At 71.1% G+C, this 17095-nt stretch carries 14 protein-coding genes; 8 read left to right on the top strand and 6 right to left on the bottom strand.

All coding sequences use genetic code 11. The features are described from left to right. Positions 1–106 precede the first annotated feature (106 nt). Positions 107–1855 carry an aa3-type cytochrome oxidase subunit I gene (gene ctaD, locus IEZ13_RS06350; RefSeq protein WP_183217737.1) on the bottom strand — a complete coding sequence of 583 codons (1749 nt, stop codon included), beginning with the start codon at positions 1853–1855 and terminating at the stop codon, positions 107–109. A gap of 344 nt (positions 1856–2199) precedes the next feature. Between ctaD and IEZ13_RS06345 the strand changes: the two genes are divergently transcribed. Then, positions 2200–2907 carry a TraB/GumN family protein gene (locus IEZ13_RS06345; protein WP_183217735.1) on the top strand — a complete coding sequence of 236 codons (708 nt, stop codon included), beginning with the start codon at positions 2200–2202 and terminating at the stop codon, positions 2905–2907. Positions 2908–3261: 354 nt separating this feature from the next. Here IEZ13_RS06345 and IEZ13_RS46315 read toward each other — a convergent pair whose 3' ends face one another. Further along, positions 3262–5181, bottom strand: a complete 1920-nt coding sequence (locus IEZ13_RS46315) for a DNA polymerase IV (protein WP_229794488.1) — start codon at positions 5179–5181, stop codon at positions 3262–3264. 279 nt (positions 5182–5460) lie between these two features. On the opposite strand from IEZ13_RS46315, the gene IEZ13_RS06330 reads away from it, so the two are divergent. Together IEZ13_RS06330 and IEZ13_RS06325 are read left to right on the top strand one after the other, a co-directional pair. Then, positions 5461–7593 carry a sigma-70 family RNA polymerase sigma factor gene (locus tag IEZ13_RS06330; protein ID WP_183217733.1) on the top strand — a complete coding sequence of 711 codons (2133 nt, stop codon included), beginning with the start codon at positions 5461–5463 and terminating at the stop codon, positions 7591–7593. A 107-nt stretch (positions 7594–7700) separates the two neighbouring features. Then, entirely contained in the window at positions 7701–8258 is a 558-nt protein-coding gene (locus IEZ13_RS06325; RefSeq protein ID WP_229794487.1) for a DUF2201 family putative metallopeptidase, read from the top strand. On the opposite strand, the gene IEZ13_RS06320 is transcribed toward IEZ13_RS06325, so the two are convergent. Beyond that, complete coding sequence (locus tag IEZ13_RS06320; protein ID WP_183217731.1) at positions 8189–8716, bottom strand: hypothetical protein; 528 nt, start codon at positions 8714–8716, stop codon at positions 8189–8191. The two genes, IEZ13_RS06325 and IEZ13_RS06320, sit on opposite strands and share 70 nt — an antisense overlap. 95 nt (positions 8717–8811) lie before the next feature. Between IEZ13_RS06320 and IEZ13_RS06315 the strand changes: the two genes are divergently transcribed. Next, positions 8812–10056: an NYN domain-containing protein gene (locus IEZ13_RS06315; RefSeq protein ID WP_183217729.1), complete on the top strand. Its 1245-nt coding sequence runs from the start codon at positions 8812–8814 to the stop codon at positions 10054–10056. On the opposite strand, the gene IEZ13_RS06310 is transcribed toward IEZ13_RS06315, so the two are convergent. After that, positions 10046–10660, bottom strand: a complete 615-nt coding sequence (locus IEZ13_RS06310; protein WP_203833678.1) for a TetR/AcrR family transcriptional regulator — start codon at positions 10658–10660, stop codon at positions 10046–10048. The genes IEZ13_RS06315 and IEZ13_RS06310 overlap by 11 nt on opposite strands. A 98-nt stretch (positions 10661–10758) precedes the next feature. Between IEZ13_RS06310 and IEZ13_RS06305 the strand changes: the two genes are divergently transcribed. Continuing rightward, positions 10759–12951, top strand: coding sequence for a glycoside hydrolase family 3 C-terminal domain-containing protein (locus IEZ13_RS06305; RefSeq protein ID WP_183217728.1), 2193 nt, complete (start codon positions 10759–10761; stop codon positions 12949–12951). Here the strand turns inward: IEZ13_RS06305 and IEZ13_RS06300 are convergent. Continuing rightward, positions 12945–13322 (bottom strand): response regulator transcription factor, encoded by a 378-nt coding sequence (locus IEZ13_RS06300; protein ID WP_183217726.1) that lies wholly within the window; start codon positions 13320–13322, stop codon positions 12945–12947. The two genes, IEZ13_RS06305 and IEZ13_RS06300, sit on opposite strands and share 7 nt — an antisense overlap. Positions 13323–13504: 182 nt before the next feature. Here IEZ13_RS06300 and IEZ13_RS06295 point away from each other — a divergent pair, with 182 nt between their 5' ends. The 3 genes from IEZ13_RS06295 to IEZ13_RS06285 all read left to right on the top strand — a co-directional run bounded on the left by IEZ13_RS06295 (position 13505) and on the right by IEZ13_RS06285 (position 16593). Continuing rightward, positions 13505–13738: a hypothetical protein gene (locus IEZ13_RS06295; protein WP_183217724.1), complete on the top strand. Its 234-nt coding sequence runs from the start codon at positions 13505–13507 to the stop codon at positions 13736–13738. Positions 13739–13956: 218 nt separating this feature from the next. Next, entirely contained in the window at positions 13957–15771 is a 1815-nt protein-coding gene (locus IEZ13_RS06290; RefSeq protein WP_183217721.1) for an anthranilate synthase family protein, read from the top strand. Positions 15772–16320: 549 nt separating this feature from the next. Next, positions 16321–16593, top strand: coding sequence for a hypothetical protein (locus IEZ13_RS06285; protein WP_183217719.1), 273 nt, complete (start codon positions 16321–16323; stop codon positions 16591–16593). A 12-nt stretch (positions 16594–16605) separates the two neighbouring features. Here IEZ13_RS06285 and IEZ13_RS06280 read toward each other — a convergent pair whose 3' ends face one another. Further along, the gene (locus IEZ13_RS06280; RefSeq protein WP_183217717.1) at positions 16606–16836 is read right to left on the bottom strand and encodes a hypothetical protein; all 231 of its coding nucleotides are present in this window, start codon (positions 16834–16836) and stop codon (positions 16606–16608) included. Between the last annotated feature and the right edge of the window lie 259 nt (positions 16837–17095).

The raw sequence follows: 17095 nt of genomic DNA, 5'->3' as shown, positions 1-17095 counted from the left end.
TCGCCTGGGCGGGTTTGCGGGCTACGGGGCTTTAGCGCAGAAAGCACCATTCGCACGTACCGTCTTGTCCGAAATTTCGGGATACATGGTTGTTAACCCGTGTATCTCAACGATCGGTACGGTCCTCCGGATAGGTCGCTCCTCCGGTGGATTCCTCGGTGAACGGGCGCGCCCCACCCTCCGGCGGCCCGGCGACGGACTGCCCACCGGCCGCCAACTCGGGAAACCTGTGATCGAACGCGGGCCGCTCGGACCGGATCCGCGGCATCCGGTCGAAGTTGCGCAGCGGCGGCGGGCTCGACGTCGCCCACTCGAGCGAGTTCCCATGCCCCCACGGATCGTCGGCGGTCACCACCTCGCCCGCCCGGTACGACTTCCACACGTTGTAGATGAACGGCAGCGTGGCGGCCCCGAGCACGAACGAGCCCACCGTCGAGACCATGTTCAGCGTGGTGAAGCCGTCGCCGGGCAGATAGTCCGAATACCGCCGGGGCATGCCCTCGTTGCCGACCCAGTGCTGCACCAGGAAAGTGGTGTGGAAGCCGACGAAGGTGAGCCAGAAGTGCACCTTCCCCAGCTTCTCGTCGAGCATCCGGCCGAACATCTTCGGGAACCAGAAATAGATGCCGGAGAAGACCGCGAACACGATCGTCCCGAACAGCACGTAGTGGAAGTGCGCCACCACGAAATAGCTGTCGGTCACGTGGAAGTCGACCGGCGGCGACGCCAGCAGCACCCCGGTCAGGCCGCCGAGCAGGAACGTCACCATGAATCCCACGGCGAACAGCATCGGCGCCTCGAAGGTGAGCTGCCCGCGCCACATCGTCCCGATCCAGACGAAGAACTTCATCCCGGTCGGAATCGCGATCAGATAGCTGAGCAGGCTGAAGAACGGCAGCAGCACCTGACCGGTGGCGAACATGTGGTGCGCCCACACGCTCATCGACAGCATGGTGATCAGGATCGTGGCGGCGACCAGTGTCTTGTACCCGAACACCGGCTTGCGACTGAACACCGGAATGACCTCGGTGATGATCCCGAAGAACGGCAGCGCGATGATGTAGACCTCGGGATGGCCGAAGAACCAGAACAGGTGCTGCCACAGCAGCGGCCCGCCGGTCTCCACGTTGAAGACCTGGGCGCCCAGGATCCGGTCGGCGGCGAGCGCGAAGAGGGCCGCCGCCAGGAACGGGAAGACCAGCACCACCAGGACGCTCGTGAGCAGGATGTTCCACGTCATGATCGGCATCCGGAACATGGTCATCCCGGGCGCCCGCAGGCACAGGATCGTGGTGATCATGTTGACCGCGCCGAGGATGGTGCCGACACCGGAGATCGCCAGCCCGACCACCCACATGTTCCCGCCCACGCCCGGCGAGTGCGCCGCCGTGCTCAACGGGGTGTAGGCGGTCCACCCGAAGTCCGCGGCCCCGCCCGGCACCAGGAACCCGGCGAACGCGATCATCCCGCCGAAGAAATACAGCCAGTACGCGAACGAGTTGAGCCGCGGGAACGCCACATCCGGCGCCCCGATCTGGATCGGCACCACGAAGTTGGCGAAGGCGAACACGATCGGCGTCGCGAAGAACAGCAGCATGATCGTGCCGTGCATGGTGAACAGCTGGTTGTACTGTTCCGGCGACACGATCTGCATGCCCGGCCGGCCGAGCTCGGCACGCATCAGCAACGCCATCAGCCCGCCCAGCACGAACCACACCATGGCCGTCGCCATGTACATGATGCCGATCTGCTTGGCATCGGTGGTGCGGATCGTCCGGGCCAGCCAGGAACCCTTGACCTCACGTCGCACCGGCCACGGCCGCGCCTGCACGGTACGAGGGGAAACTGCGGTCATATGGATTGCCCTCCCTGGACCGTTCGTACTCCCCGGCGAGCTGGTTGCCAAGCCGCGCCACATCCATCAATACGGATCAACCCCTGGGCCGTGCATCATCCGCACAACCCGGCGGTCGCCGTCGCCCATGCGGCGTACCCATCGACCCCCAGTCCACACCCTTCCGCCGACTCCAGAAGCCGTTTCAACCCCGTCTCCACCCCTCCCAGCCAGCTGGGCTATCCCCCCGCTGACCCCGAGCGCTGCCTCAACAACCTTCAAACAGCGCTCGCAGCCGGCCGGGATGTTGAGGGTGGGTGTCACTCTGACGGCGAGGATGTGGATGCGCGGTTTCGGGGGCCGTCATGCAAATCATCGAGATCAGCGACTTCGCGGTACGGTCCGCAGTGGTCCGGCTGCGCCGAAACGGTTCGCCGATGTGTTTCGTCGTCTACCCGATGATCCACATGGCGGACCCGGCGTTCTTCGCGGCGGTGTCCCGCCGGCTGCGTACCGCGGACGTGATCGTCACCGAGGGCGTCGGCGGCGACAGCGGCTTCTCGCTGCTGGGCCGGGCACTGACGCTCAGTTACTCGGTGCTGCGGTTCAACCGGCGGGCCGGCCTGGTGCGGCAGAGGATCGACTACCAGTCGTCGAACGCCGCCATCGTGAACCCGGACGCGACGGCGACCGAGTTCGGTACCGCATGGCGGCGGGCCCCTCTCCAACAGCGGATGCTCATCTGGCTGCTGCTGCCGGCGGTCATGGCCGTGCGGTTGTTCGGCGGCACCCGAACCATCTGGTCACGGGCCCTGGAAGTGAACGACCTGCCCACCACATCCGACGAGCAGTGGGCCGAACAGTACCCACGCTTGCACGACGCCCTCCTCGGCGACCGCGACAAGATGCTGCTGGAGGCGCTCTACCGGCTGCACGAGGAACGCCACGCCGAACAGATCGAGGTGGCCGTCGTCTACGGCGCAGGCCACGTCCCGGCCATCGTCCACGGCCTGATCAGATACGGCTACCGCCCCCGCTCAGCGGACTGGCTCACCGTGAAGTCCCTCTCCTGACCCACCCCCAGATCTTGGACGCCCACCCACCGCCCCCGAGTGACAAACGTCCAAGAACCGCCGGGGCAAGCAGCAGACAAAGGCCCCACCCCCACGCTCCGCCGAATCTTGGACGCTCAACCACCACCATCAGGGGACAAACGTCCAAGATCGGCGGGCCAAGCAGCAAACGAAGGCCGCCACCCCCACACTCCCCCGGATCTTGGACGGCCGACCACCGCATCCGGCGGTGAAACGTCCACGATCCGCGAACCGCGGGTTAGAGGAGACTGAGGCGCCCCACCCGGACGCTCGCCCCGCAGTTTGAATGACCCGGCCACGCGACCGGGACCGCAAACACCCAAGAACTGCCGGTCAAGGGGTGGGTGGAAGAGTCCAGTCGGGTGGGTCGGCGGGATGCACATGCGGATCGTCGACGGCGAAGGTGCGGACCGGGCCCGGGGGCGTGTGCGGGCCTTCGAAGCGGACGGTGACCCGGCCCAGGCCGCTTCCCCACACCCAGCCCGCCCCGTGTACGTCGTGCCGCACATCCTGGCCGGGCCGCCAGACGGGTGCCGGGGCCGCCACTTCCCCCGGGGTGATGGTGTGGTCATCGGTGGCGGGGCCCGCATCGGTGGGGACCTCGGCCACACCAGAGAAGTGGGCGGGTGGAGAGCCGACGGAGGCTGGATCCGTCCCCGCCGCCGGACCGTCGGGCGCGGATGCCATCGAATCAGCGAGGCCGGTAGAGGAGGAATCAGAAAGCTCGCCGGGACGGGTCGCGGGTGAGCCGGCAACGAACTCACCAGACGGATCGGCGAGCGAGAGAGGAACGGGTCCGGCCACAGGCTGATCAACAGAGCTGGCAGCCGTGTGAGCGACAGACCCGAAAGCAGGATGCGCACCAGTCCCGGCAGCCACTTGAGCAGCGGAACCAGCGACAGGCTCATCGCCGTGCTGACCAGTGGAACCGGCTGCAGAGTGAGCAGAGCTGTCGGCACCAGGCTGAGCAGTGGACCCGGCGGCAGGCTCAACCGCGAAACCAGCAGGGTGAGCAGCCGAGCCGGGCGGGAGATCAGCAACGGAACCGGCGGCGGAATGCGCGGGCGAACCGGCAACGGGCCCGGCGGCGGAAGCGGCGGCGGCGTGAGCGGCGGGGCCGGGTGGGAGACGGGTAACGGGGCCGGCGGGTGGGGGGACGGGTGGGGTGGGGAGCATGGCGGCCGCGGAGAAGAGGTCGTCCTGGGCGAAGTCGGCCAGGGTGGAGACGCCTACGCCGAGGAGGCGGACGCCGCCTGAGGTGTTGACCTCGGCCAGGAGGCGGCGGGCCAGCTGGGCCAGCAGGCGACCGTCGTCGGTGGGCTGGTCTCGGGTGAAGGCTCGGGTCACCGTGGTGAAATCCGGGGAGCGGACCTTGATGTTGACGGTCCGGCCGGTCAGGCCGCTGCTGCGGAGGCGGCCGGCGACGCGGGCGGAGAGCAGGTCGAGTTCGCGGTTGAGCTGGGCCGGATCGGTGAGGTCGACGTCGAAGGTCTCCTCGGCGGAGACCGACTTGGCCTCGCGCTCGCTGATCACCGGGCGGCTGTCGTCGCCCCGGGCCAGGCGGTAGAGGCCCGTCCCGTGGGCGGTGCCGAACCAGTCGACCAGGTCGTCCAGCGCGACGGTGGCCAGGTCGCCGACGGTGCGGACGCCGGAGCGGTGCAGGCGCTGCTCGGTGGCCGGGCCGACGCCGCCGAGGCGGTTGACCGGCAGCGGGTGCAGGAAGGCCAGCTCGTCGCCGGGGACGACGACGGTCAGCCCGTCCGGCTTGTGCAGGTCGGAGCCGATCTTGGCGAGGAGCTTGCTGGAGGCGGCGCCGATCGAACCGGTGACGCCGCCGGTGGCCTCGGCGATCTCCGCTTTCAGCCGGAGGGCGAGCGTGGTCACCGCGGACGGGCTGAGGTCGTGGCCGGCGGCGGCCAAGTCGACATACGCCTCGTCGATGGACACCTGCTCGACCAGCGGGGACACGCCCTGGAGCAGACTCATGACGACGGTGCTGGTCTTCTTGTAGGCCGCGAACCGTGGCGACAGATACGCCGTGCCGGGTGGGCAGAGCCGCCGGGCCTGGGCCATCGGCATGGCGGAGCGGGCGCCGAAGGCCCGGGCCTCATACGACGCGGTGGACACCACGCCGCGCCCGGCCACGCCGCCGACGATCACCGGCCGCCCGCGCAGCGAGACCTTGTCGCGCTGCTCGACCGCGGCGAACATCGCGTCGAGGTCGACGTGCAGGATGCTCGGCTCCGCCCTCACGAACGCAGACTATGCGCCGGGTACGACATTCCCGCCGGGCCCCGGCGAAAAAGCCAGGCCCCGGGGAAGGTGGCGGAGAGTAGACGCCACCACGTGGGAGCGATCCCATAACTCGCGGGACCGAGCTTTACAGGTTCCGAAAAGCTGTGCCACGATACGGCTCGATTACGAATAGACGGACATTGTTGCAGCTAATGGGCACGAACCCGATCGACGACAGGCACGTGCTTCGATGTTTGCAGGTCTTCGGAGGGCCACTTCGACGAAGGAAGCGGGACGGTGACGGAGAGTCATACTGCGTTGGCACAGGACATCGCGGCCCTGGTCCGTGATGCCCAGCGGGGCCGTGCCGCCGCCCGTGACCAGCTGATCACCGGTCACCTCTCGCTGATCTACAACATCATCGGCCGGGCGCTGAACGGGCATCCGGACGTCGACGATCTGGTGCAGGACACCATGCTCCAGGCCATCAACGGGCTCGGCTCCCTCCGCGATCCCGACCGGTTCAGATCATGGCTGGTGGCGATCGCATACCGCCGGGTCCAAATGCATCTGCGCTCCCGCAAGATGACCCTGATGCGCCGCCACCCGGAGCCGGTGGACGTGCCGGACCCGGTCGGCGACTTCGCCGAGCGCACCACCGCCGAGCTGGTGGTGGCCGAGCAGCGGCGGGAACTGGCCGAGGCGACCCGCTGGCTGGAGGACCGTGACCGGGAGCTGCTCGGGCTGTGGTGGCAGGAGGCCCGCGGCGACCTGACCCGGGCCGAGCTGGCCGCCGCCCTGGAGCTGAACCCGAAGCACGCCGCGGTCAAGGTGCAGCGGATGAAGGCGCAGCTCGACCTCTCCCGCGGGGTGGTCCGCGCGCTGCGCGCCAAGCCGATCTGCCCGGAGTTGCAGCAGACGATCCGGTTCTGGGACGGCAACGCCGGCTCGGTGTGGCGCAAGCGCCTGGCCCGGCACGTACGGAACTGCCCGAAGTGCAGGGTTTACCAGAGCGGGATGGTCTCGCCGGAGCGGCTGCTGCTGGGCATCGCGGCGCTGCCCGTGCCGGTCGCGCTGTGGGCCGGGATCCAGGCCGCGGCGACGAGCGGTGCGGCGGTCGCGCCGGCCGCGCTGTCCGGTGTCTCGCTGGTCGCCCACGTGCAGTCGCTGGCCTCGCACAAGAGCCTGGCGGCGGCCGCGGTGGCGGCCACCGTCGCGGTCGGGGGCGGCCTGACCTACGCCGTGGTCTACGAGCCGGAGAAGCCCGCGGCCCTCGGTCCGGCGCTGACGATCACCCCGGCCCCGGGGACGGCCGGGGCGTCGCGGCCCGCCGCCCCGGCGAACTCGACAGCGCCGTCGGCCAGGGCCGGCGCCACCGTGCGGCCGGTCGCTGGGCTGGGCGTGCCGAAGGCGGACATCTACGTGGCGCCGGGCGGCTCGGACGACGGCGACGGCAGCCTGGCCCGCCCGTACGCCTCGATCGCGAAGGCCGTGGCGGCGGTGAAGCCGGGTCAGACGATCGCGTTGCGGGGCGGCACCCATCGCCCGACGAGTCCGATAACGATCAGCACGAGCGGCACCGCGGAGAAGCGGGTGACGATCAGCGGGTACGGCGGCGAGCGGGCCGTCATCGACGCCTCGGCGATCCCGGCCGACAAGTGGGCGATCACTCAGCAGTCGTCGTACTGGACGATGCGGGACCTGGAGATCACCGGCGCGCCGGACGCCGCCTACACCTGCCTGTCCTGTACGAACAACGTCTACCTGCGCCTGTCGGTGCACGACAACGCCGGCACCGGGATCATGCTGCGGGACCCCAAGACGGCCGCCAACCAGGTGCTGGACAGCGACTTCTACGCGAACCGGGGCTCCGGGCTGGCGGTGCAGTTCGGCGACGGCGACGGCAACCGGCTGCGCGGCAACCGGTCGTTCCGCAACGGCGGCGACGGGATCAACCTGGGGGCCTTCGACAGCCGGGTCTCGGTGCAGTACAACTGGTCGTACGCCAACGGGGCGAACGGTTTCGCGGTGGGTGGCGGCACCCCGGCGGTGAGCGCGGCGCACCAGGTCCGGCACAACGCCGCCTGGGGCAACGACGGCCACGGCTTCGTCGACGAGGGCAACACCGGGGCGATCGAGCTGGGCAACAACACGGCGTTCCGGAACACCGGGCTGGGTTTCGCGATGACCACCGCCCCGGCCGTGCTGCGCAACAACGCGGCGATCGGCAACGACCGGGGTGAGCAGGGGCTGTCGGGCACCGCCAAGCCGACCGGCAACAGCTGGCAGGTGTCCGGTTTCTCCGAGGCGACGTTCCGCTCGGTGGATCCGGCGGTCGCCGAGGGCGCCCGGACGGCGGCCGCCAAGCTGCCCGGCACCGACTATCTGAGCACCGGCAACGGCGTCGGGGCCTCGATGAGCGGCTCGTAAGAGGTGGCCGGCGGCGGCCGTGAGTCGATCACCGGCGAGGCCCGCTACCGGGGCGCGGCGGAGCGGGCGATGGGCTGGTTCATCGGGTCATACCCGCTGCTCGGTGGGTGGCGGCCGGGTTCACGCTGGTGGCCGACGGCGTGCTGGCGCAGAGCCAGGGCATCGCGATCGCGGCGGTCTCGGCCGAGGCGGGCGAGATCTACGTGAACCCGCGGCGGTCGCTGAGCGAGGAGGAGTGGCGCTTCGTGCTGGCGCACGAGCTGCTGCACGTCGCGTTGCGGCACGCCGACCGGGTGGGCGGCCGGGACCCGTACCTGTGGAACGTGGCCTGTGACTTCGTGATCAACGGCTGGCTCGTCGAGATGGGGGTCGGGGTGATGCCGGACGGGACGCTGCGCGGGCAGGGGGCCGGGGACATGCTGGGCGAGCCGCTGCCGTGGGCCGGCCGCCGGGCCGGTGGCGTGGACCTGGACGAGTACTGCCGCCGCGCGCTGCTGACCGGGTTCGCGTACCACAGTGCGACGTGCTGCGGATCCGGCGGCCGCACGCGTACCTCATGCCGCGCGGCGCCCGCCTGCCGTTCACCGCGAGGTCTTCAGCCTGTGCTGAGGCCACCGCTGAGGGCCGCGCTGAAGGCCGCGCTGAAGCCGGAGGGGATCCGGTAGTCCGGATAGGGCTCCTGCGAGGGTGCCCGGTCCGGGCCGCCGGCCGCGGTGGCCCGCAGCAGCAGCGAGGTGCCGTCGGCGCAGACGATCCGCACGCCGCGCGGCGCCTTCCCGCGTTCCCCACCGGGGCCGAGGTCGGCCAGCGCGACGAGCTGCCAGGAGCGGAAGGCGGCCGGGCGGGCGGCGTCGAGCAGCATCACGGCGAGCACCGCCACCCGGTCCGGCCGGCGGCCCGCGGGTGGCGGCAGCACGTCCGGCACCGGCAGATCGGTCTCCTGCGGCCAGATCGCACCCCAGAGGTACGCGAGCGCGCCGTCGCCGTACCGGATGCGGACGCCGGCCGGGGACGGGCCGCCGGGTGCGGTGCCCGCGCCGAAGCGTTCCACCGCCTCGATCTCCGGGTGGGCGGCGGCCCGGAACAGCGCCTCGATCACGTCGAGGACCTGGGCGAGCTGCAACGGTCTGCTCCGATCGTCAGGGCTTCGACCGGAGTCAACCGTCTTCCGGGGCGGCCCCGCCGCCCGTGTTGTGCGACGCGGGGTAGGTTTCGGTCATGGCTCGCGTACGCGCTGCACTGTATCTGGACTTCGACAACGTGTTCAGCGCCCTCATCAGGCAGGACCCGGATGTCGCCATCCAGTTCGCCGAGGAGCCGGGCGCCTGGCTGTCCCGGTTGACCACGTCGTTGACCGTGGACGGTCCACGCCGCTGGCTCATCCTGCGGTGCTACATGAATCCGGGCGGCTGGGTGCCGCATCCCGATCCGGCCGCCGGAATGCAGCGGCTCTACTACTCGCGCTTCCGGCCGTACTTCGTGAACGCCGGCTTCGAGGTGATCGACTGCCCGCGGCTGACCCACACGAAGAACGCGGCCGACATCCGGATGGTGGTCGACGCGGTGGACGCGCTCGGCGATCCGGTGCAGCACGACGAGTTCGTGATCGCGTCCGGCGACTCGGACATGACACCGCTGCTGGTGCGGCTGCGGCGGGCCGACCGGCGGACCACGATCGTCTCCCCGGCCGACGCCGCGCTCGCCTTCACCTCGGTGGCCGACCGGCTGATCACCAGCCAGGAGCTGCTGGAGCTGGTGCAGGGCGAGCCGGTGGAGAGCGAGGAGCAGCCGGTGGTGGTGACGGCGCCCGGCGAGCCCGAGCAGCCGGCCTCCTTCGACCAGTTCCGGGATCTGGTCACCTGGCGGTTCACGGCGGCGCCGGGCCCGCTCAACCTGGCCTCGCTCGCCCACGACCTGCGCCGCCAGCTCGGCACCGGGGTGGACGAGTCGAACTGGTTCGGGTTCGGCGGGTTCGTCCGGGCGCTGGAGAGCCTGCGGCTGCCGCACGCCAAGTTCTCCAACCACTTCGTGTGGGACGACAGCCGGCACGGGCCGCCGGAGACCGCGGGCGGGGCGGGTTCCGCGCCGGAGCCGGTGGTCCGGCTGAGCGCCCCGCTCGGCCTGCCGCGACTGCCGCGGGACATGTGGCCGCCGGTCTACCAGGCGCTGGCCGACTACGCGGCCGGCCACCATTTCAACCTGACCGAGGCGACCCGCTGGGCCCGGGACGCGCTGGCCGAGCAGGGCGTCGACGTGAGCCGGTCGGCGATCGCGTTCGTCACCCGGGGGACCGCGTTCGGCGGCGCCCCGCTCTACCGGACGCCGCCGCCGAACGCCGAGGAGGTCGCGACGGCGTTCGCGGACAACGTGCTGAACCGGGCCGAGGCGGCCGCTATCGCGCTGACCGAGGAGGAGTGCGCCGAGGTCCGCTCCTGGCTCGGAGCGCCCGACCCTAAGGCCTGAACAGGCGGGCCGCCGCCGCGTCCCACGCGGTGACCAGGTCGATCGTCTCCGGCTCGCGCAGCCACTGGATCTGGAGGCCGTCCATCAGGGCGACCACCTGGATGGCCAGCTCGCGCGGGGCGGGCACGTCGCCCTCGGCCAGGGCGGCGAACTGATCCAGTGTGCGCCGTTGCCGGGCCTTGAAGTAGCCGTGCGCCGGGTGGCCGGGGGCCAGCGACTCGGCCTCCAGCACCGCGAAGAGCCGGACGATCTCGGGCTGTTCGGCGTTGCGGCGGACCAGCGCCGAGCAGACCTCGGGCAGTGTGACGCGGCGCGGTTCCTCGGCCCAGAGCTGGTGCACGGGCAGGCCGAGCTTCCCGGCGAGGGAGCGGGCGTCCTCCTCGTCGCGGTATTCCAGGACGGCCACGAGCAGGCTGTCCTTGGACCCGACGTGGTGCAGCATGCCGGGCACGGTGAGGCCGCAGCCGTCGGCCACGTCCTGCATGGACAGCCCCCAGAAGCCGCGCTCGGCTATCAGCCTCGTGGTCATCTCGAGGATCTGCCGGCGCCGCTCGGCGGCCGGTAACCGGGCGCGGTCGCGCCGGAACTCTGGGGAGGTCTGCACTGCTCTTTCCTATCAGCAACCTCTTGCCGGACCGCCTCTGACCTGGCTATGTTACGGGTCAGTTAATACCTAGTAGGTACTCAGTAAGGCGGGCTGCGATGGACCTCAGCACCTCGGAACAGGCGGCGATCACCAGCGGCGGCGACTTCTGGCACACCTCGCCGGTCGAGTCGGCGGGCATCCCCGCGGTGACCGTCACCGATGGCCCGCACGGGGTGCGCATGCAGGCGACCGGTGGTGACCTGCTGGCCGGGGTGCCCGCCACCTGCTTCCCGCCGGCCGTGGCCAGCGCCTCCACCTGGGATCCGGAGCTGCTGCGCCGGATGGGCGAGGCGCTCGGCGACGAGTGCCGGGCGCAGGACGTGGCGGTGCTGCTCGGGCCGGGCGTCAACCTCAAGCGCACCCCGCTGGGCGGCCGCAACTTCGAGTACTTCTCCGAGGACCCGATCCTGACCGGGGTGCTGGCCACCGAGTGGGTGCGCGGCCTCCAGAGCCGGGGCGTCGGCGCGTCGCTGAAGCACTTCGCGGTGAACAGCCAGGAGACCGAGCGGATGCGGATCAGCGCCGACGTCGACGACCGCACGCTGCGGGAGATGTACCTGCGGGCCTTCCAGCGGGTGGTCACCCGGGCCCAGCCGTGGACCGTGATGTGCGCCTACAACCGGATCAACGGGGTGTACGCGAGCGAGCACCACTGGCTGCTCACCGAGGTGCTGCGCGGCGAGTGGGGCTTCGAGGGCCTGGTCGTGTCGGACTGGGGCGCCGTGGTGGACCGGGTGCGGGCGGTCGCGGCCGGGCTCGACCTGACCATGCCCGGGCCGGACGCGGACGGCGACGCCGCCCTGGTCGCGGCCGTCGAGTCCGGCGACCTCGACCCGGACCTTCTGCGGCAGAGCGCGGAGCGCGTACGGGAAATGGTCCTGAAGGCCGGGAGGCGACCGGCCGGCGGCTATGACGCCGAAGCGCACCACGCGCTGGCCCGGGAGATCGCCGGACGGGCGATCGTCCTGCTGAAGAACGACGGCGGTCTGCTGCCGCTCGGCTCTTCGTCAACCCTCGCGGTGATCGGCGAGTTCGCGCGCAGCCCGCGCTACCAGGGCGGCGGCAGCTCGCAGATCACGCCGACCCGGCTCGACGACGCGCTCACCGAGATCACCGCGGCGGCCGGTGGCGAGGTGCGGTTCGCGGCCGGCTACACCGTGCAGGGCGACGCGGACGAGGGCCTGCTGGCCGAGGCCGTGGCGGTCGCGAAGGCCGCCGACGTGGCGATCGTCTTCGTCGGCAGCGTCCACGAGACCGAGGGCGCCGACCGCACCTCGATCGACCTGCCGGACACGCAGGTGACGCTGATCGAGCGGGTGGCGGCGGCCAACCCGCGGACCGTCGTGGTGCTCTCCAACGGCGCGGTCCTCGCCACCCGGCCGTGGGACGGGAAGGTGCCCGCCCTGGTCGAGGGCTGGCTGCTCGGTCAGGCCGGCGGCAGCGCCATCGCCGACGTGCTGTTCGGGCGGGTCAACCCGTCCGGCCGGCTCGCCGAGACGATCCCGGTGAAGCTCGCCGACCACCCGTCCTACCTGGACTTCCCGGGCGAGCACGGCCACGTCCGGTACGGCGAGGGCCTGCACGTCGGGTACCGGGGCTTCGACGCGCGCGGGCAGGAGGTGGCCTACCCGTTCGGGTTCGGGCTGTCGTACACCACCTTCGGCTACGGCGCGGCGCGCGCCACCGCGACGGCGACCGGCGTCGAGGTCCGCGTCCCGGTGACCAACACCGGCGTGCGCGACGGGCGCGAGGTGGTGCAGGTGTACGTGAGCCTGCCCGGTTCCCGGGTGCGGCGGGCGCCGCGGGAGCTGAAGGCGTTCGCCAGCGTGCCGGTCGCGGCCGGGGACACCGCCGACGTCGTCCTGACCGTCGACCGCGACGACCTGGCCTACTGGGACATCCGGCTGGGCCGGTGGATCGTCGAGGGCGGCGAGTACCTGATCGAGGTGGGCGCCTCGTCCCGGGACGTGCGGGCGTCGGTGACCGTGCACGTGGCCGGCGACCCGGACCGGATGCCGCTGACCACCGAGTCCAGTGTCGGCGAGTGGTTCGCCGACCCGCGCGGGGCCGAGGTGCTGGGCGCGGCGTTCGCGGAGGCGGCGGGCGACGGCCCGATGTCGGCGATGACCGCCAACCCGGAGATGCTGATGATGCTGGCCAGCCTGCCGCTGGCGCGGCTGGCGGCGTTCCCGGGCAGCCCGCTGAGCGCCGGCGATCTGGAGAAGCTGGTGGCCGCGGCCAACTACTGACGTTCAGCCCGCGCGAGCAGCTCCTGGATCCGGGAGACCAGCTCGCGCGGGCTGAACGGCTTGGTCACGTAGTCGTCGGCCCCGGCGCCGAACCCGCCCTCCACGTCCTGCTCCTGGACCCGGGCGGTGATCATGATGATCACCGTGCCGGCGGTCGCCGGATCCGCCCGCAGCATCCGGCAGACGTCGATGCCGGAGAGCCCCGGCATCGACACGTCGAGCACGGCCAGCTCGGGATGCCGGGCCTGTGCCGTCTCCACGGCCGCCTGCCCGTCGCCGACCGAGAGCACCTCCAGCCCGGCCTGCTCCAGCTTGAAGGCCACCAGGTCACGGATGTCGGCGTCGTCCTCGGCCACCAGGACGGTCGTCACGCGGCTCCCCCGATCATCGATTTGCGCTCGCACGCTATACCGATAAAAGCTGGTATGTAGGTAGTTCTCGGAAGTTCGGTCTGCAACCTTCCCGCAACCCGGGTGCGACCGGCAATGCATCCCGTGGCCGGTGTGCTGTACCGAAGACAACCACCGCGCAACTCGAACGACTGGGAGGAACGATGAACGCCGTAATCGACGACGTACGGAGTGAAGCGCTCTTCGCCTCATACGTGCAGCGCTCCCAGGAGCCGACTCCGGAAGTGATCCGGACAGCCGTTTCCACCATGGTCGACCAACTCGGCGAGTCCGGCTGCGCCGAGATCGTCGCCCAGGAGTACGGCGAGCACCCGGACTGTGCCATCGGACGGATGGCCTGGGCCCGGGACGCCGTCCGGCTCGCTTTCGCCGGCTGAGTGCCGGACCCGTCGGCCGTACGCCGTACGCCTGACGGGTCTGGCGCGACCGGCCACCCGGCCGTAAGCTTCCCGGCATGCGCGCGAAATCGACCATGTGGTGGCCCGCCTGACCGGCGGCCCCTTTCCCGCGCTTGACCACCGCGGCCGCCTCTCCGAGGCGGCCGTTTCTCGTGGGCCGGTCCTCGGCCGGCGGTCCTCGACCGAAAGAGGACCCGATGCCCTTCGCCCTGCTCCACCGTGACGGCGCCGACCACGTCGAGGTGCTGACCGGGGACGTCGTCACCGTCCCCACGCTCGCCGACATCCCGCTGCATCCCGGCACACCGGTGCTCGCGGTGATCCCCTACCGGCAGATCGGCGAACGCGGTTTCGACTGCGTCGACGACGGCGCCCCGCTGGAGTGCCTGCTGGTCCGCTCGGCCGGCAGAGAACCCCTGGACGCGTTCCCGCCCGGGCCGCTGACCCTGCGCGACGGCGGCTTCGACCTGTCCGACGACGAGTACGGCCGGATCGTCGAGGAGGTGCTGCGCGACGAGATCGGGCACGGCGAGGGCGCCAACTTCGTCATCCACCGGGTCTACGAGGCCACGGTCGAGGGCGATCCGCTCGCCGCGGCGCGGGCCGCGTTCGGCCGGCTGCTCACCGGGGAGCAGGGCACCTACTGGACGTTCCTGGTCGACACCGGGGAGCGGATCCTGGTCGGCGCCACCCCGGAACGGCACGTCAGCGTCACCGACGGGGTCACCATGATGAACCCGATCAGCGGCACCTACCGCAACGACGGCGGCTACCCGGGCCTGCTCGACTTCCTGCGCGACCCGAAGGAGATCGAGGAGCTCTACATGGTCCTCGACGAGGAGCTCAAGATGATGGCCACGGTCGCCGAACACGGCGGCCAGGTGGCCGGCCCCTACCTCAAGGAGATGGCCCGCCTCACCCACACCGAGTACCTGCTGGCCGGGCACGGTTCGCTGGACGTCCGGGACGTGCTGCGGGAGACCATGTTCGCGCCGACCGTCACCGGCAGCCCGATCGAGAACGCCTGCCGGGTCATCGCCCGGCACGAGCGCCGCGGCCGCCGCTACTACGCCGGCGTGCTCGCCCTGCTCGACCACGACGAGCAGGGCCGGCAGACGCTGGACGCGCCGATCCTCATCCGCACCGCGGAGATCTCCCCCGACGGCTCGCTGCGCGTCCCGGTCGGGGCCACGCTGGTCCGCCATTCGACAGCGGCGGGCGAGGTGGCGGAGACCCACACCAAGGCGGCCGGCCTGCTCTCCGCGCTGGGCGCGGTCCCTTCACAACCCCTTCCGGTACGGGGTACGGCGCAGACAGCGGAGGTACGCGAACTGCTGGCCGCCCGCAACGACGAGCTGGCCCGGTTCTGGCTCGACTCCCGGGCGCCGGGCGCGCTGACCGTGCCGTCGCTGGCCGGCCGGCACGCGGTGATCGTCGACGCCGAGGACACGTTCACCGCCATGCTCGCCCACCAGCTCAAGGCCCTCGGCCTGCGGGTCACCCTGCTGCCGTGGACGTCGGTGACCACGCTGCCGGAGGGCGACCTGCTGGTGTTCGGTCCCGGGCCCGGCGACCCCTCGAACCTGGCCGACCCCAAGATGGCGGCCCTGCACCGGCTCGCCGGGGAGGCGCTCGAGGCGCGGCGGCCGCTGTTCGCGGTCTGTCTCGGGCAGCAGATCCTGGCCTCGCTGCTGGGACTGTCGCTGGCCCGGCGGGACTCGCCCTACCAGGGTCTGGCCCGGGAGGTCGACCTGTTCGGGACGGTCCGGCGGGTCGGCTTCTACTCCAGCTTCTCGGCGGTGTCGGACGAGCCGGTGGCGGCGTCGCCGTACGGGCCGGTCGAGCTGGCCGTCGACCCGTCGGACCGTACGGTGCACGCGCTGCGCGGCCCCGGCTTCGCGGGCGTCCAGTTCCACCCCGAGTCGGTCCTCAGCCGCGACGGCGTCGACGTGCTCCGCGAGCTTCTGCCACCGCTTCTGTCCGACGTGGTTAGCCCGGCCCTTCCCGGGTAGCGAAACAGTGTCGGTGGTCCAAGGAGATCGAGAGCCTCACCTTGGGCCACCGACCCCGTGCCCCGGCCCCCGCCCCTCACCGCCAATCCCCCTCACCCAGCGCACACAACCCCGCCCCCGTGCGCCACTGCCACCACCATCACCACGACCCACGCACACGACACCGCGACCGTGCGCGGCCACCGCCTCTCACCCGCCGGCCGGGCGGGTGAGAGGGGCCGTGGTGACAGACGGCTCGGCGGATGAGGAGCCGCAGCCAAGGACAGCACGGCGGGCGAGGGACACCGGCACGCCCGAGCGGTCCGGGGACGTGCAGGCCACGTCGAGGTGGGCGTTGCGACTGGTGGAGGCTTTGTGTGGAGGGCGACGCCGTGCGCGAGCGGGACGGACGGGGTACGAGGAGAACCAGGCGATCTGGGGCGCCATCACCACCCTCCTCGAATCGGCTACCTCTTCGAGGTGAAAGGCGGGCGGAGGTGATCCCCGCGGGTTTACCGGCGCCGGATGGACGGGTATCCGGCTGGCGTCGCCGACCTCCGGAGGGGAACCTTGGCCGAGCCGCACGTCACTCTCGACCCCCGCACGCTGAACCCGGTGGAGGAGAAACTGCGCGGTCCCCTGGAGGACCAGCTCAGTTCCGCTCTCCAGGCCGCGACCGTCAAGGTCCGCGAGCGGTACGCCGGGGAGAGCGTCGAACAGGTCACCAGCATGCTCCTGGAGCAGGCGAGGGCCGGCCTGCACCCGGACATCGCCGCCGGCTTCCACCCCGACCACGAGCAGTTACGCCACGTGGCCGAGGTGATCGTCACCCAGTCCCGGTGACCGTGCCGCTGGTCAGGACGTCATGATCTCCGCGGCCGGCGGGGCCTTGACATCGACCGGGACGCCGTAGTCGTAGAACCGCGTGGCGGACTTCGCCGCCGTCTGCGCCGCGGCACCCGTCGGGGTGAAGCGGTAGTCCGCGAGCCGGCCGTCGTCGTCGAAGCTCGCCTCGAACGGCATCGTCGCATCGGCCGGCCGGGAAGCGGTTCCCGGGTCCCCGCCCATCGCCTGGGCTACCTTCACCCTCCTTTCCGGCGGCGGTGCTCTCGAGGACGTATTCGAAGGCGTTGTTCCGGGGATCGATCAGGCCGGTCATGGTTCCCTTCCCGCCCAGGCCCGAACTCATCCGGAAGGTGGTCTTCTCCAGCTCGCTCGCGGCCGCGAGCACCGCCGCCAGCAGCACGCCGGCACCGGCCCGTCGCATCATGCGCTCGTCCATCGAATCCTCCCCCAGTGCGGCCCGGCCGGGCCGAGGAGAGGTCACTTTGATCGACGACCAGCA

This window comes from Actinoplanes campanulatus (assembly GCF_014647795.1).
In the GTDB taxonomy this organism is placed as follows: Bacteria; Actinomycetota; Actinomycetes; order Mycobacteriales; family Micromonosporaceae; genus Actinoplanes; species Actinoplanes campanulatus.
The sequence above is the reverse complement of the archived record's forward strand: the minus strand, read 5'-3'. Positions and strand labels throughout refer to the sequence as shown.